13 protein-coding genes, 21 tRNA genes and 2 riboswitches are annotated in these 14,025 nt (G+C 39.5%); of the genes, 2 read left to right on the forward strand and 32 right to left on the reverse strand.

All coding sequences use genetic code 11. The annotated features are described in order from the left end of the window. Positions 1 to 5: 5 nt before the first annotated feature. The 30 genes from CEQ21_RS06095 to hmpA form a co-directional block, all read right to left on the reverse strand. Positions 6 to 431 (reverse strand): CBS domain-containing protein, encoded by a 426-nt coding sequence (locus CEQ21_RS06095; protein WP_185763718.1) that lies wholly within the window; start codon positions 429 to 431, stop codon positions 6 to 8. Then, entirely contained in the window at positions 431 to 1,600 is a 1,170-nt protein-coding gene (kdpDN, locus tag CEQ21_RS06100) for a KdpD-like non-kinase potassium sensor (protein WP_185764113.1), read from the reverse strand. The genes CEQ21_RS06095 and kdpDN overlap by 1 nt, the downstream gene beginning before the upstream one ends. Positions 1,601 to 1,670: 70 nt before the next feature. Beyond that, on the reverse strand, positions 1,671 to 2,234 hold the full coding sequence (gene kdpC, locus CEQ21_RS06105) for a potassium-transporting ATPase subunit KdpC (protein WP_185763719.1): 564 nt from the start codon (positions 2,232 to 2,234) through the stop codon (positions 1,671 to 1,673). Positions 2,235 to 2,265: 31 nt separating this feature from the next. Then, entirely contained in the window at positions 2,266 to 4,320 is a 2,055-nt protein-coding gene (gene kdpB / locus CEQ21_RS06110; RefSeq protein ID WP_185763720.1) for a potassium-transporting ATPase subunit KdpB, read from the reverse strand. A 12-nt stretch (positions 4,321 to 4,332) separates the two neighbouring features. Next, positions 4,333 to 6,000 (reverse strand): potassium-transporting ATPase subunit KdpA, encoded by a 1,668-nt coding sequence (gene kdpA / locus CEQ21_RS06115; protein WP_185764114.1) that lies wholly within the window; start codon positions 5,998 to 6,000, stop codon positions 4,333 to 4,335. Positions 6,001 to 6,027: 27 nt separating this feature from the next. Further along, positions 6,028 to 6,108, reverse strand: coding sequence for a K(+)-transporting ATPase subunit F (kdpF, locus tag CEQ21_RS27460; RefSeq protein WP_185764115.1), 81 nt, complete (start codon positions 6,106 to 6,108; stop codon positions 6,028 to 6,030). Between the two features lie 197 nt (positions 6,109 to 6,305). Then, positions 6,306 to 6,446, reverse strand: a riboswitch (cyclic di-AMP (ydaO/yuaA leader). A gap of 77 nt (positions 6,447 to 6,523) precedes the next feature. Then, a riboswitch (cyclic di-AMP (ydaO/yuaA leader) is annotated at positions 6,524 to 6,669 on the reverse strand. 425 nt (positions 6,670 to 7,094) lie between these two features. Beyond that, positions 7,095 to 7,168, reverse strand: a tRNA-Arg gene (locus CEQ21_RS06125). A gap of 37 nt (positions 7,169 to 7,205) precedes the next feature. Next, positions 7,206 to 7,280, reverse strand: a tRNA-Asn gene (locus CEQ21_RS06130). A gap of 9 nt (positions 7,281 to 7,289) precedes the next feature. Continuing rightward, positions 7,290 to 7,366 (reverse strand) — tRNA-Ile (locus tag CEQ21_RS06135). A 9-nt stretch (positions 7,367 to 7,375) separates the two neighbouring features. Then, positions 7,376 to 7,449: transfer RNA gene (locus CEQ21_RS06140), tRNA-Gly, on the reverse strand. Between the two features lie 46 nt (positions 7,450 to 7,495). Continuing rightward, positions 7,496 to 7,567 (reverse strand) — tRNA-Gln (locus tag CEQ21_RS06145). Positions 7,568 to 7,578: 11 nt separating this feature from the next. After that, positions 7,579 to 7,654, reverse strand: a tRNA-His gene (locus CEQ21_RS06150). Between the two features lie 18 nt (positions 7,655 to 7,672). Further along, positions 7,673 to 7,756, reverse strand: a tRNA-Tyr gene (locus CEQ21_RS06155). A gap of 40 nt (positions 7,757 to 7,796) precedes the next feature. Continuing rightward, positions 7,797 to 7,873: transfer RNA gene (locus CEQ21_RS06160), tRNA-Asp, on the reverse strand. Between the two features lie 3 nt (positions 7,874 to 7,876). Next, positions 7,877 to 7,950: transfer RNA gene (locus CEQ21_RS06165), tRNA-Met, on the reverse strand. A 25-nt stretch (positions 7,951 to 7,975) separates the two neighbouring features. Then, positions 7,976 to 8,068 (reverse strand) — tRNA-Ser (locus CEQ21_RS06170). A 16-nt stretch (positions 8,069 to 8,084) separates the two neighbouring features. After that, a tRNA-Ile gene (locus CEQ21_RS06175) sits at positions 8,085 to 8,161 on the reverse strand. A 19-nt stretch (positions 8,162 to 8,180) separates the two neighbouring features. Beyond that, positions 8,181 to 8,257: transfer RNA gene (locus CEQ21_RS06180), tRNA-Met, on the reverse strand. Positions 8,258 to 8,286: 29 nt separating this feature from the next. Beyond that, positions 8,287 to 8,362: transfer RNA gene (locus CEQ21_RS06185), tRNA-Ala, on the reverse strand. 19 nt (positions 8,363 to 8,381) lie between these two features. Next, a tRNA-Pro gene (locus CEQ21_RS06190) sits at positions 8,382 to 8,458 on the reverse strand. 6 nt (positions 8,459 to 8,464) lie between these two features. Then, a tRNA-Arg gene (locus CEQ21_RS06195) sits at positions 8,465 to 8,541 on the reverse strand. A 23-nt stretch (positions 8,542 to 8,564) separates the two neighbouring features. Beyond that, positions 8,565 to 8,639: transfer RNA gene (locus CEQ21_RS06200), tRNA-Gly, on the reverse strand. 15 nt (positions 8,640 to 8,654) lie between these two features. After that, positions 8,655 to 8,739: transfer RNA gene (locus CEQ21_RS06205), tRNA-Leu, on the reverse strand. A 4-nt stretch (positions 8,740 to 8,743) separates the two neighbouring features. Next, positions 8,744 to 8,819 (reverse strand) — tRNA-Lys (locus CEQ21_RS06210). A 14-nt stretch (positions 8,820 to 8,833) separates the two neighbouring features. Next, positions 8,834 to 8,909: transfer RNA gene (locus tag CEQ21_RS06215), tRNA-Thr, on the reverse strand. Between the two features lie 5 nt (positions 8,910 to 8,914). Further along, positions 8,915 to 8,990, reverse strand: a tRNA-Val gene (locus CEQ21_RS06220). Between the two features lie 7 nt (positions 8,991 to 8,997). Next, positions 8,998 to 9,072, reverse strand: a tRNA-Glu gene (locus CEQ21_RS06225). 281 nt (positions 9,073 to 9,353) lie between these two features. After that, positions 9,354 to 9,578 (reverse strand): hypothetical protein, encoded by a 225-nt coding sequence (locus CEQ21_RS06230; RefSeq protein ID WP_185763721.1) that lies wholly within the window; start codon positions 9,576 to 9,578, stop codon positions 9,354 to 9,356. After that, positions 9,566 to 9,736, reverse strand: coding sequence for a hypothetical protein (locus CEQ21_RS06235; RefSeq protein WP_185763722.1), 171 nt, complete (start codon positions 9,734 to 9,736; stop codon positions 9,566 to 9,568). The genes CEQ21_RS06230 and CEQ21_RS06235 overlap by 13 nt, the downstream gene beginning before the upstream one ends. Positions 9,737 to 10,284: 548 nt before the next feature. Continuing rightward, complete coding sequence (gene hmpA / locus CEQ21_RS06240) at positions 10,285 to 11,481, reverse strand: NO-inducible flavohemoprotein (RefSeq protein WP_185763723.1); 1,197 nt, start codon at positions 11,479 to 11,481, stop codon at positions 10,285 to 10,287. A gap of 165 nt (positions 11,482 to 11,646) precedes the next feature. Between hmpA and CEQ21_RS06245 the strand changes: the two genes are divergently transcribed. Beyond that, on the forward strand, positions 11,647 to 12,096 hold the full coding sequence (locus tag CEQ21_RS06245) for an Rrf2 family transcriptional regulator (RefSeq protein ID WP_185763724.1): 450 nt from the start codon (positions 11,647 to 11,649) through the stop codon (positions 12,094 to 12,096). 82 nt (positions 12,097 to 12,178) lie between these two features. On the opposite strand, the gene CEQ21_RS06250 is transcribed toward CEQ21_RS06245, so the two are convergent. Beyond that, on the reverse strand, positions 12,179 to 12,340 hold the full coding sequence (locus CEQ21_RS06250) for a hypothetical protein (RefSeq protein WP_185763725.1): 162 nt from the start codon (positions 12,338 to 12,340) through the stop codon (positions 12,179 to 12,181). A 48-nt stretch (positions 12,341 to 12,388) separates the two neighbouring features. After that, entirely contained in the window at positions 12,389 to 12,895 is a 507-nt protein-coding gene (locus CEQ21_RS06255; RefSeq protein ID WP_185763726.1) for a CBO0543 family protein, read from the reverse strand. Between the two features lie 228 nt (positions 12,896 to 13,123). Here CEQ21_RS06255 and CEQ21_RS06260 point away from each other — a divergent pair, with 228 nt between their 5' ends. Continuing rightward, positions 13,124 to 13,996 (forward strand): YitT family protein, encoded by an 873-nt coding sequence (locus CEQ21_RS06260; RefSeq protein WP_185763727.1) that lies wholly within the window; start codon positions 13,124 to 13,126, stop codon positions 13,994 to 13,996. The last annotated feature ends 29 nt before the right edge of the window (positions 13,997 to 14,025 follow it).

The following is a 14,025-nucleotide window of genomic DNA, read 5'->3' on the forward strand; positions in this document are numbered from 1 at the left end:
ACATCCTAATCAGCTTCTTGTATCATCGCATTTCCGTTTTGCTCTGACAGCCACTGAATCACTTCTCTCCGTCTAATAATTCCGATAAACACGCCTGAATCATCTACAACTGGGACAAAGTTTTGTTCAAGCAGGGTACTAACGATTTCTTCTATCTCACTGTTGACGGAAATGGCTTCATACTTAGAATGAAGCGGCACGTCTTGAAGGCTGACCACATTGGTATGTTGGAAATCAAGATTACCAGTATTCTTCATCTTCCACAGTAAGTCACCTTCCGTTATAGTGCCTAAGTAGCGTCCCTCCTTGTTTAAGATTGGCACGGCACTGTAGCGGTGATATTCCATCTTTTCCATTACCTGCCTCATTGTCCAATGTTGAAATACGAAAGCAACCTCGTGTTTTGGAATGAGAAAAAATGCTACGTTCATTATCGTTTATTTTCCTTTCTGATTGGCTTACTGTCTGCCACAATATGAATATCAATATTAGTTGTTTGTCTCATAATATCATTAACGATGGAGCCTCTTTTAATTTCCTCCCATCTTGTTCTTGCTGATTGCCCTAATAATATTTGCGTGATAAAGTAACTTTTGGCTGTTTCAACAATTATTTGGGCAGGCTTTTTCTTTTCTTTTTTCTGAAGAATAAACTGTGCATGAAACTGTAATGATAATTCTTCCCAGACTTTGATCTTTTCTCTTTTCCACTGCGGCATTTCCAGCACATCAGCATCTGTAACATGGAGCACATACAGCTTTGCCTTAAGCCGGTTAGCCATGCGCCAGCCTCTTCTTATCAGCTTCTCCGCTGTTTCACTGTACTGCACGCACACTAATATCTTTTCATGAAGTCCTATCGGCCCTTGATAAAGATGAGCATTATTTTCTTCAATTTTTTCATCGACATCATCGGCTACTTCTCTTAACGCTAATTCTCTTAATGCATAAAGATTTGCTTCTGAAAAAAAATTACTTAAGCTTTGCTTAATTTTATGGTTTGCATATATCTTGCCTTCCTTCAGCCGCTTTCTCAATTCAATGGGAGTGATATCAATAAGCTGAATTTCGTCTGCTTTATCAAGAAAAAGGTCTGGCAGTCTTTCCTTTACTTTTACTCCAGTGAAATTCTCAACAATATCATGCACACTTTCTAAATGCTGTATATTAACAGCTGTGTAGACGTCAATCCCTGCAGCTACTATTTCTTCAACATCCATGTATCTTTTCGGATTAACTGATCCATAAATATTCGAATGGGCAAGCTCATCAATAATGACTATTTCAGGCCTTCTTGCTAAGATTGCCGGCACATTTACTTCAAAAAACTTCTTGTTTTTATACGTTATTTCAAGTAGCGGAATTCTTTCTAGCTTTCCAATCTGATTGCCTGTTTCCATTCTGTTATGTGTTTCAATCAGCCCAATGACAATATCCTTTCCTTCATTATGCAATTCATTAGCATCCTGCAGCATTCTATATGTCTTTCCGACACCGGGTGCTGCGCCAATATACAGCTTTAATTTCCCCCTGCTTTGCTTATTAATTTCTGCTAGGATTTCTTCAGGCGTTCTCCTGTTGGCAAATGGATGTTGTTCCATATTCACACGCATTTCAACTCCGTCATTTATAAGTTTCCCGCTTAGGTACAAGCGGGAAACCAAATTTATATTAGGAAATTAATTTCATTAATTCTATGTTCAATTGCAGAACATTTACCTTTTGCTCCCCAAACAGCCCCCAATCCTTTTTCTCTGTTTGGCTCTCAATCAATTCCAACAATTCCTGCTTTGATATACTCGTATTGGTGGAGATTCTTGTTATCTGTGCCCTTGCTGCCTCTGGAGTAATATGTGGATCAAGCCCTGAACCAGAGTTTGTGATAAGGTCAATTGGCAAATCCTGCAATGATTGATTTGGATTTTCCTGCTGCCATTCTGCTATTGATAACTTCGTCCGCTCAATCATCTCTGCATTTGTTGGAGCATAGTTATTGGTGCCAGAGCTTGAAGCATCGTAATTAATGCTTGAGATTCTTCCATGAAATAAACGTTCATCAGTAAATGACTGACCAATTAGCTTAGAGCCAATTACTTCACCATTCTCCCCATATATGAGACTGCCATCAGCCTGCTGTGGCAGTAAAATAGAGGCAATACCTGTAACAGCTAACGGGTAAAGCAATCCACAAATAAGCATAAACAGCAGGCTGGTTCTTGCAACGGTTGCAAACATATTTTCATCCCTTCCCTTAGTCAAATAAAGTCTATAATACAGTCGCTATAAGCAGGTCAATTACTTTAATGCCAATGAACGGAACGATAACTCCTCCAGCACCGTATAAAAACAGGTTTTTCTTTAATAATGCATCAGAGCTCATTGGCTTATAAGCTATTCCCTTCATTGCCAGCGGAATGAGCAGCGGGATGATAACCGCATTAAAAATTAATGCAGACAAGATCGCCGACACCGGTGAGTGCAGCTCCATAATATTCAATCTGCTGACCTCTGGTATTGCCACCATAAACATGGCAGGCACTATGGCAAAATACTTGGCAATATCATTAGCAATGCTAAAGGTTGTTAAAGCTCCCCTTGTCATAAGCAGCTGTTTCCCAATGCTAACTACTTCAATGAGTTTAGTTGGATTAGAATCTAAATCAACCATATTGGCAGCCTCTTTTGCTGCTGTTGTACCACTATTCATGGCCAATCCAACATCAGCCTGTGCTAAAGCTGGCGCATCATTGGTACCATCACCTGTCATTGCAACCAATTTTCCTTTTGCTTGCTCCTGTTTAATAACTGCAATTTTATCCTCTGGCTTACATTCAGCAATAAACTCATCAACCCCTGCTTCCTTTGCAATTGTAGCTGCTGTCAAAGGATTGTCGCCAGTGCACATGATTGATTTTATGCCCATTCTCCGCAGCTCTTCAAATCTTTCTCTCATGCCTGGTTTCACCGTATCCTTTAAATAAATGAGCCCAACTATTTGGCTGTCAATTGCTACAGCTAAAGGAGTTCCACCTGCTTGTGCAATTATCTTTGCTTTATTATTCAAATCAGCAGGTACTATACCTCCCTTAGACAAAACCCATTGCTTAATGGCATCTACTGCCCCTTTTCTAACAAACCTTCCATCCTGCAAATTCAATCCACTCATTCTTGTTTCCGCTTTGAATTCAACTATCTCCGCTCCAGCTGCCAGTGTATCATCATAGTGATAGGTCTCTTTTTTTAATAGCTCCAAAACAGATCTGCCTTCAGGTGTTTCATCCTTTAATGAGCTTGCTGCAACCCATTTATAAAAGTTATCTTTATCAATCTCGCCTGTCTTGATAAATTCACTTGCCATCCGATTCCCAAATGTTATCGTACCTGTTTTATCTAAAATAATCGTATTAATATCACCAGCAGCCTCAACTGCTTTACCCGACATCGCCAAGACATTGAATTTAGTCACCCGATCCATCCCTGCGATCCCAATGGCAGAAAGGAGTCCGCCAATTGTTGTCGGAATTAAACAGACAAGGAGAGCAATTAATACTGGCACTGAAAGTTGAAAGCCAAGATAGCTTGTAAAGAACGGCAGTGTGATGACAACAAACAGAAAAATAAGTGTTAAGCTAATCAAAACAGTATTCAAAGCAATTTCATTCGGTGTTTTTTGCCGCTTTGCTCCTTCTACTAACGAAATCATTCTATCCAAAAAGGATTCACCTGGATTGCTTGTTATTTTCACCTTTATCTCATCACTGACAACAATTGTTCCGCCAGTTACAGAATTAAAATCGCCGCCAGCTTCCTTTAAAACAGGTGCTGATTCACCTGTGATTGCAGATTCATCGACAGATGCCAATCCTTGAATTACTTCGCCGTCACCTGGTATCGTTTCTCCCTGCTTAACTAAGACAATATCACCTTTTTTCAGCTGAGAGGACGGTACATGACTAATGCGGCCCTCGTTTATTAGGTTTGCGAACATATCTGTTTTCGATTGTTTAAGCGTGCTTGCTTGGGCCTTTCCGCGTCCTTCTGCAATCGCCTCTGCAAAGTTTGCAAACAAAATAGTAAACAATAGAATGATAGACACAGCAATATTAAAGCCCCGATCCGTTCCATTAGCGACGATTACGTCAGGAAAAATCGCTAAAACTACTGTGAGAATAAAGCCTAATTCTACAATAAACATAATTGGATTCTTCACCATTAATGTTGGATTCAGCTTAATAAATGAATCCTTCACCGCCTGAATGATAATATCATTATTCATTAACGTACTTCCTTTCTGACTTTGCCGTTCCTCCTGAGTATTCATAGCTACCCTCCATCACCATGTTAAAAATTCTGCAATTGGCCCTAAAACTAATACTGGGAAAAACGTCAACGCTCCAACAATGAACACTGTTCCGATAAATAACCCTCCGAAAAGAGATGTGTCTGTTTTAAATGTTCCTGCTGTTTCTGGTACTATATTTTTTGCTGCAAGACTTCCAGCGACTCCAAGCATTGTGATAAGGGGGAAGTATCTGCCAATAAACATCGCAATTCCTGTTGAAATATTCCAAAATGGCGTTGCATCACCGAGCCCTTCAAAGCCTGAGCCATTATTATTAACAGACGAAGTAAATTCGTACAGTACTTGTGTCAATCCGTGAAAGCCTGAATTAGATATCCCATCACTCCCTAATGGAGTAAATAACGCAAGCGCACTTCCCAATAATATAAGACACGGTGAAATCAACATTGTTATCGCAATCAGCTTCATTTCTTTACCTTCGATTTTTTTGCCGAGAAATTCAGGTGTTCTGCCTACCATCAGCCCGGAAATAAATACAGCGATTAATACATACATCATAATATTGATAAACCCAGAGCCGACACCGCCAAACACTGTATTTAACAGCATATTGGCAAGCGACAGCATGCCAGATATCGGCGTTAATGTATCATGCATCGTATTAACAGCACCTGTCTCAGTTGCAGTTGTTGTTATCGCATATAAAACAGACTGCGCAATTCCTAATCTGACTTCCTTTCCTTCCATACTGCCGTTGTCAGCAGATATGCCAAGTGCTGTGATCGCTGGGTTCCCCTGATATTCTTGATACAAAGAAGTGCTGAGGAACACAAGAAAAATCATCGCCATTGAAATTAATAGTACTTTTCCTTGTTTTTTATTTCCAACTAGCTTTCCGTAAGTAATTGGAATGGATGCTGGCAATAAAAACATTAAGATAATCTGCAGGATATTACTGATTGCATTTGGATTTTCGAATGGGTGAGCAGAATTAACACCAACAAAGCCACCACCGTTGTTTCCAAGCTCCTTAATGGAAAGAAAGGATCCAATCGGTCCTGTTGCAATTACTTGCACATCCCCTTCTAGCGTAGTTGCTTCCATCGTTGTTTCCAATGTTTGCGGAACACCAAGTGCAATGAAGAGAAAACTAGTCACAAAAGCAATAGGCAGCAAGATTCTTGTAATGCTTTTTGTAAAATCAATAAAGAAGTTGCCGATTTTTTTTCCAGCGAGTCCCTTTATGAACGCAATCGCAACAGCCAGCGCAGTAGCCGGTGCGACAAACATCATGTAAACAATGGCTATCAACTGGGACAGCAACGAAAGTCCAGACTCACCGCTATAATGCTGTAAATTCGTGTTTGTCATAAAGCTGATTGCCGTATTAAAGGCTAGATCTGGGCTCATTCCCGCAATATGCCCTGGATTTAACGGCAGATGGCCCTGAATTCGAAAGATCAAATAGACTAACAGAATCATAAAGGCATTTGCCGCAAGCATTGAGAACGCATACTGCTTCCAACTTTGGTTATTGTTCCTTATCCCCCCAAGCTTATATATCCACCTTTCAATCGGATAGAATAGCTTATCTAGCTTAGTTTTATTGTCACTGAAAACGACTGCCATATAGTTTCCCAACGGTATTACCAGTCCAACTATGAGCAGCAATGTGAGAATGATAGATAATATTGTCAAAAACAATTTAATTTCCCTCCAGTCAGCTTAAAATTTCTCAGGGTTTAATAAGGCATAAAGCAAATAACTTACCACTCCAAATGCAAGAACCCAGATAAACAGCATCATTTTTGTTCCTCCTGCCCTTCTCCAGCTGTTTTCCTATCAGACCATTTAATCAGTCCATACATCGAGGTTATACTTATTCCGATGATAAATAGCATAAGCAAGTCTTCCATACATTTCTCCTTTATTTGTTAAAATTTACCAGTATTTTTACACAAAAAACCCCCTGTATTACACAAGGGGGAAAATTCCAAGGTAATACCTTCTGTCTTAACGCTTACGAAGTTAGCTGTCGGATTCGGGCCAAGAAGTAGCCCTACCTTGTAAAAGGATTCACCCCAGTGAGGATTCTCACATATTAAATGGGTCCCCCGCTCCAGTGGATTCAGCGATATAAGATATTTTGTATTTTAGTTAACAGAAAAAGACCGCGGAGGATTACCCCGTGGTCGAGTTGATTTTTTCGATCACCAGTTACACATCCTCTCTCTTCACGCTTACGAGGTTAGCTGTCGGATTCGGGCCAAAAGAGTAGCCCTACCTTACTAAGAAGGATTCACCCCGTGCGGTATAAATACCGCGGATGGGTCCCCCGCTCTAAAATAGATTCAGCGATATAAGAAGCAATATTATGTTAGCAATCATACTCCTTTAAGTTAATGCATGTAAAGATAGTTAAAATTCGATTTTCATTCAAATTTAACCATATTGAACCAATTAAGCTAAATTTAATAGCATAAGTTAATGCTAGCTTCTTTTTTCACCTGAATTCTTGTATTTTATTAGCTTTTGCAATAAAAAGAGGAAAATAAATAACTAGTCTAAATCATTTTGTTTATGTTGCTGAAAGGGACTTTGATGGCAATTAAGTTTCCGTTGTAGTCATACAGTCACTCTTAAGTTATTCGGATTTTAAATGAAGTTTTGCTGCTACTTTCGATTAAATTAAAGGCAACGAATACATTTCCCCGTACCGTCGATAATATTATATTAAAATAAAAAAATAAGCCCTCTCCTTTATATAATAAAAGAGAGGGCTTATTTAAGTACGCGCCTTAGAGGATTCGAACCTCTGACCGTACGCTTAGAAGGCGTATGCTCTATCCTGCTGAGCTAAAGGCGCATGATTTTTTTAAAATTATGTATTACTTAAGTAATTATGGCTCCGCAGGTAGGATTCGAACCTACGACCGCTCGGTTAACAGCCGAGTGCTCTACCACTGAGCTACTGCGGAACAATAATATGGTGGGCCTAAATGGACTCGAACCATCGACCTCACGCTTATCAGGCGTGCGCTCTAACCAGCTGAGCTATAGGCCCATATTATTTTGGAGCGGGTGATGAGAATCGAACTCACGACATCAGCTTGGAAGGCTGAGGTTTTACCATTAAACTACACCCGCATTATTTAGAGAGGGATTATGATTATTACCAGTATTCCCTCTATGACTGGGCTAGCTGGATTCGAACCAACGAGTGACGGAGTCAAAGTCCGTTGCCTTACCGCTTGGCTATAGCCCAATGAAAAAATATGGGGCGACTGATGGGAATCGAACCCACGAATGTCGGAGCCACAATCCGATGCGTTAACCACTTCGCCACAACCGCCAAGGTTATAAATTATAATGGTGGAGGGGGACGGATTCGAACCGCCGAACCCGAAGGAGCGGATTTACAGTCCGCCGCGTTTAGCCACTTCGCTACCCCTCCGACATAAAATGAAACATGCTGCTATTTTTTTTGTGAAAAATGGCGGTCCGGACGGGACTCGAACCCGCGACCTCCTGCGTGACAGGCAGGCATTCTAACCAGCTGAACTACCGGACCAGATTGCGGGGACAGGATTTGAACCTGCGACCTTCGGGTTATGAGCCCGACGAGCTACCAGACTGCTCCACCCCGCGATAATAATATTCATATTGAGTTATATGGAGGAGGAAAGGGGATTCGAACCCCTGCGCGGTTTGACCCGCCTGTCGGTTTTCAAGACCGATCCCTTCAGCCGGACTTGGGTATTCCTCCTCGAAACGCATTCCTATGGTGGACCTTGTAGGACTCGAACCTACGACCGGACGGTTATGAGCCGTCTGCTCTAACCAACTGAGCTAAAGGTCCAGACATGTTTAAAATAATATGGTAGCGGCAGAGGGGATCGAACCCCCGACCTCACGGGTATGAACCGTACGCTCTAGCCAGCTGAGCTACGCCGCCATTATTTTAATATAGTTAATTGAATTAATTGGTGGAGCCTAGCGGGATCGAACCGCTGACCTCCTGCGTGCAAGGCAGGCGCTCTCCCAGCTGAGCTAAGGCCCCAATTGTTTAAAGGGATTAATGGTCGGGAAGACAGGATTCGAACCTGCGACCCCTTGGTCCCAAACCAAGTGCTCTACCAAGCTGAGCTACTTCCCGTTCATATGGCGCGCCCGAAAGGAGTCGAACCCATAACCTTCTGATCCGTAGTCAGACGCTCTATCCAATTGAGCTACGGGCGCATTTTTATCTTTAGTAGTAATTCTGGAGCGGAAGACGGGGTTCGAACCCGCGACCCCCACCTTGGCAAGGTGATGTTCTACCACTGAACTACTTCCGCGTATTAAATTTTAAATGGTGCGGGTGAAGGGAGTCGAACCCCCACGCCTTGCGGCGCTAGATCCTAAGTCTAGTGCGTCTGCCAATTCCGCCACACCCGCATTATGGTGAGTCATGCAGGATTCGAACCTGCGACCCTCTGATTAAAAGTCAGATGCTCTACCAACTGAGCTAATGACTCATCTTTTAGAAAGATGGTGCCGACGAGAGGACTTGAACCCCCAACCTACTGATTACAAGTCAGTTGCTCTACCAATTGAGCTACATCGGCATATATGGTGGAGGATGACGGGATCGAACCGCCGACCCTCTGCTTGTAAGGCAGATGCTCTCCCAGCTGAGCTAATCCTCCGATATATTGGTGACCCATACGGGATTCGAACCCGTGTTACCGCCGTGAAAGGGCGGTGTCTTAACCGCTTGACCAATGGGCCTTTACTTTAATTTTCCCTTTGCTGATTCAGCGTTTGTTTCGTTTGTTGTATCAGCGACAAGTAGTATTATATAACCCTTTAGGACTTAACGTCAACACTTTTTCGAAAGTTTTTTTAAAAAAACAGACGTTTTTTTCGCAAACCTTGTCCCATCAAGGTTTGTAGGGTGTTTTTTTGATAGATTTTTAATTTTACACTATAAAATCCAATGATAAAAGCACTCTTTTGACAAGAGAAAATTTAGACATTGCAAAAAGACGCATGCTACTTTACGCCCTCCCTTAAATATGTATTTTTATAATATTGTATTGTTCGATAAGACCTGCACTTTCTTTATGATAAGAATCAATAATCAATATTCGGTCTTCATCATTTTCCTCTTTATCTATATTCGAATTAAATGGATAAAATTGTTCACGGGCTCTGCCAGCAACTCGTTTCAACCCATCATTGCCTTCTTTTTTCCAAACAATTACTTCATCTTTATCAAATCCTATAGGGACCAAATAGGCTTTTCTGAAGATTCCGCTATATGTTCAAATAAGTTATCAAGACCTTCACTTAAAAGAAGCTCGGTCATTTTCTTAGTGAATTTACCTGCCGCACTTTTATATTCCTGAATTTCTCTTTCCTGCTCTAAAATTGTTTTAGGATCTTCAAACAATCCCTACTTCTTTATTGTATCTTTTATAAACGCTGCTGCTCTAAAGCCAGCTTTTAATAACTGACGGTTGCATCATAATTGTTAAAGGTGGATGAACTTTCCAAGCAACATACTCTTATCTAAAGTGTATTCATCTATCCAGTTGGCTTTGGATTTTTTATAATCTTTACTCGCTCTCGTATATTTAACTTCATGCCCTTTAAATTTTATGGCTACAAATTCTATCTGCCGTAATAGGTGGACAGTATTCAGAGGTATTTGCAGAATTAGCAAATGGCAAAAATATATGTAATTGAAAATAAGGTAGTTCCTAGATTTGGATGAAGAGGCGCCCTGATTTCAGGTATTAAATTTTCCAACTTAAAAAAAGGATAGTGATTGGAGCAAAAGGGATGAGACTCCTACGGGATTAGCGAGACAGGTAACACCGTGCAGGTGTTAACGGAGATGCAGCTCGCCCCGTGGAAAGTGAACCCCTGTAATACCTGAATATGAGTTTGTAAACGATCAGAAGCGGGCGATTGCCCGCCCGCTTCTTTTCATACCTTCTATTCCAAACTGCCTGCCGGGCCAAAAAATTCAAAATGAATATTGTCACCTGGTACTTCTAATTCTTTCAAATGAGAGTTTATCATTTTCATAAATGCAGTTGGTCCGCAGAAATAGAAATCTGCATCCTTGCTTGCAACTATAGACTGCAGCCATTCTAAATCCATAAACCCTTCCTTATCAAATGCCTTTTCTTCTATATCTTGTTGCGTTGGTTCGGAGTATGCCACATAACTTCTTATATTTGCGTGCTTTTCAGCTAACGCTTGCAGTTCCACCTTCAATCCATGCACAGAGCTGTTTAAAGCACCATGAATAAACAATACTTCTCTCTCTGGCTGTTCCTTAACAATTGTGTTGAGCATGCTGATCATTGGGGTAATACCAACACCCCCGCTAATCAAAACAACTGGCGTTTCTTTTTGATTAAGAACAAATTCTCCAGCAGGTGCACTTATTTCTAAAATTGAACCTGTTTGCACATCTTGGTGCAAATAATTAGAAACTACCCCATGTTCTTCTCTTTTAACGCTTATTCGATAGTATGATTTGCCTGCAGCATCAGATAAGCTGTAATGGCGTATATGAGAATACTCTTCTCCCTCTGGGTGAACTCTGACTGTCAAATATTGTCCTGGTAAGAATGAAGCAATTGCCTTTCCATCTTCCGGCTCTAAATAGAAGGAAGTTATACTGTCGCTTTCTGCCACTTTTTTTGAAACGACAAAGTTTCTGAAGCCTTCCCATCCGCCAGTCTGCTCTTTTGCTTCTTGGTACATATCCTGTTCGATTCCGATAAATGCATCTGCAATGACGCCATAAGCTTCAGCCCATGCACCGATAATTTCATCCGTTGCCGCATCCCCTAATACTTCCTTAATTGACTTAAGTAATGTTTCACCAACAATTGGATAGTGCTCTGGCAATACACCTAATGCACGATGTTTTTGAGCAATTTGTTTAACAACTGGAATAATCGCACCTAATTTATCAATATGAAGAGCTGCTGCATAAACAGTATTAGCTAGAGCTGTTTGCTGCTTCCCTTCTCTTTGGTTAGCATGATTGAAAATATTCAATAACTCCGGATGATTAGTAAAAAGTGTTTTGTAAAAGTGAGTTGTTATCGCTGTTCCATGTACTTCTAGTACAGGTACAGTACTCTTAATAATTTCGATTGTTTTTTCATTTAACATGATTACGTCCCCCATAATTTAAACATGTATTTGTTTTACATGTTTCTATTATACTTAACTTATTAACAAAAGATATATATTAAATACATCTTTCATAAATTTGTCACAATTACATCTAAAACAGTTAGGTGCTATAATAAAGATAGCTTCAATGGAGGTTTTCTAATGAGATTAACAAATTATACGGATTATTCTTTACGCGTATTAGTATATTTAGGATTAAAAAAGACCGGTCAATTAAGTACTATTAAAGAAATTGCCGATACATATAATATTTCTAAAAACCACTTGATGAAAATAATTCATCACCTTGGAAAGCTTGGTTATATAGAAACAATCAGAGGACGTAATGGCGGTATAAAGCTCGCTATGAACCCCACTGAAATCAATATCGGAAAAGTAGTTTTAGCAACAGAAGAGGATTTTCATATTGTCAACTGTTTTAGTGAAGGCAAGAATTATTGCATACTTACCCCATCCTGCAAGCTTAAGCACGCATTAAATGAAGCACTGATGGCATTTTTGTCTGTTTTAAACAGCTATACTTTAGCTGATTTCCTTCATAATAATGATGAACTGAAAGCATTAATCGGCGATCCTTTTTCTGATAAATAAAAATGACCAAAACCTCAAACATTTATTCGTTTGAGGTTTTGGTCATTTCTAACTATTTAAATAATGCATTAACGTAATGATATTACCATTTTTGCTTATCATCCTGAACAGCATGCCTTTCAGCAAGCTCATTCTTTAATTCTTCTATCCGTCCTATTCTTTTACCAGTTAGATGCGATAATAATTGCAGGAAATAATGCATTAATTTACTACTGTCACCATTGTTCATTATTATTTTTTCCAATATCAACACCTCATTTGTTTTTACTAATTATACCATTTCTATTAGGCATCATCCTAAAATTTTAAAAGGGATATTAAACAAATGAATGAGTAAAGTGATAATAATAATGGATAAAAGATAGGCTCTTCCCGGTTTTTGCTGGTGCAACGCAATAACAGAAAACATGGCAAGGTCAAATATAAAGGAATACTCAAATTTCCAGCCGTTTTGATAGGATATTCTCCCAGTAATATAAAGGATCAACTCAACTATTATGTATACAACTGACCATATTACTATATATGGAATCCTTTTAGACCAACTAGAAGGAAAATGTGAAAGAAACAAAAAAACACTGATGGGCATTGTTATAAGTGCATAAATAATGACAACCATGTCATGACCATAAAAGAAATCAGGATGAAACTTCCACAATGTATCCTCCTTAACAATATACTCGTAAAGTAGGCCACCAGTTGAAATAAAAAACATGCTGGCATGATATTTCCGCCAGTTTTTCCAATCTCCCCACTTAAGAGAGGCTAAAATAGTAAGAAGTGTGATGGCAACGTGCATCAAACACAGCCCTTTCAGATAATAATATAGGAAGAGAATCATCACTAAAATGAATGATTAAGAAGAGAGAACCTTTTTATATATACTTTCCATTTATGGGAAAGTTCATGTAAAAAAAAAAAAACAGTGTAAATTATGTCTTAACACTGTTCATTGTGAAAACAATTGCTAGTTATGGTAGTATTAAAAGTGGTTTTAAAAAGAGTATATAGAAACGAGGAAAGAGAAATGAGTGTGATGACAAAAAAAAAGCCCAATAATGTTAGGTTTCTATCGCGTATTTTGTTAGTAATTATTGGCGGCTTCATAACAGCTTACGGGCTTGAAGCAGTATTAATTCCAAACAATGTATCTGACGGAGGAGTTACGGGGATAAGCATCGTTATCTCCGAAGTAACAAATCTTCCACTAGGTATTTTAATTGCAATTTTAAATTTGCCTTTTGTATTTCTTGGCTATAAACAAATCGGTAAAAGTTTTGCAATATTTTCGGTAATCGGTATAGCCTCATTAGCTGCAGGTACAGTACTAATGCATCATATTAATACAATTATTCATGGAGATACATTGCTTATTACCGTTGTCGGCGGTATTATAATCGGTTTTGGTATGGGTCTTGCACTCCGCAATGGTGGAGCACTTGATGGAATCGATATGTTAGCCGTCCTATTATCCCGAAAACTGCCTTTTGGTACGAGTGATCTTATATTATTCTTGAATGTATTTGTGTTTGTAATAGTTTCCTTTGTATTTGGTCTCCAAGGAGCAATCCTCTCTGGTATCGCCTACTTTATCGCCTCAAAGGTTATCCATATCGTCGAAGAAGGTTTAAGTGGATCGAAAACCTTTAAAATCATCACAAGTGAACCAGAATTGATGGTAGAGACAATCCGTGACAGACTTGGCAGAAGTGCTACATACAGCCTTGTGCAAGGAGCATATTCTAGCGAACAATTTAAAGAAATAACATGTGTCATTAACAGGCTGGAAGAAAGCAAAATGAAAGAAATCATCTATGAAATTGATAAAGGCGCCTTTGTTACAGTTTACGATGTAGCAGAAGTTAAGGGCGGTAATTTCAAAAAGAAAGATATCCATTAATCCTTATTGGTGTGCAAAGGGCATTCTTT

Source organism: Niallia circulans, from assembly GCF_007273535.1.
GTDB classification, from domain to species: domain Bacteria; phylum Bacillota; class Bacilli; order Bacillales; family Cytobacillaceae; genus Niallia; species Niallia circulans_B.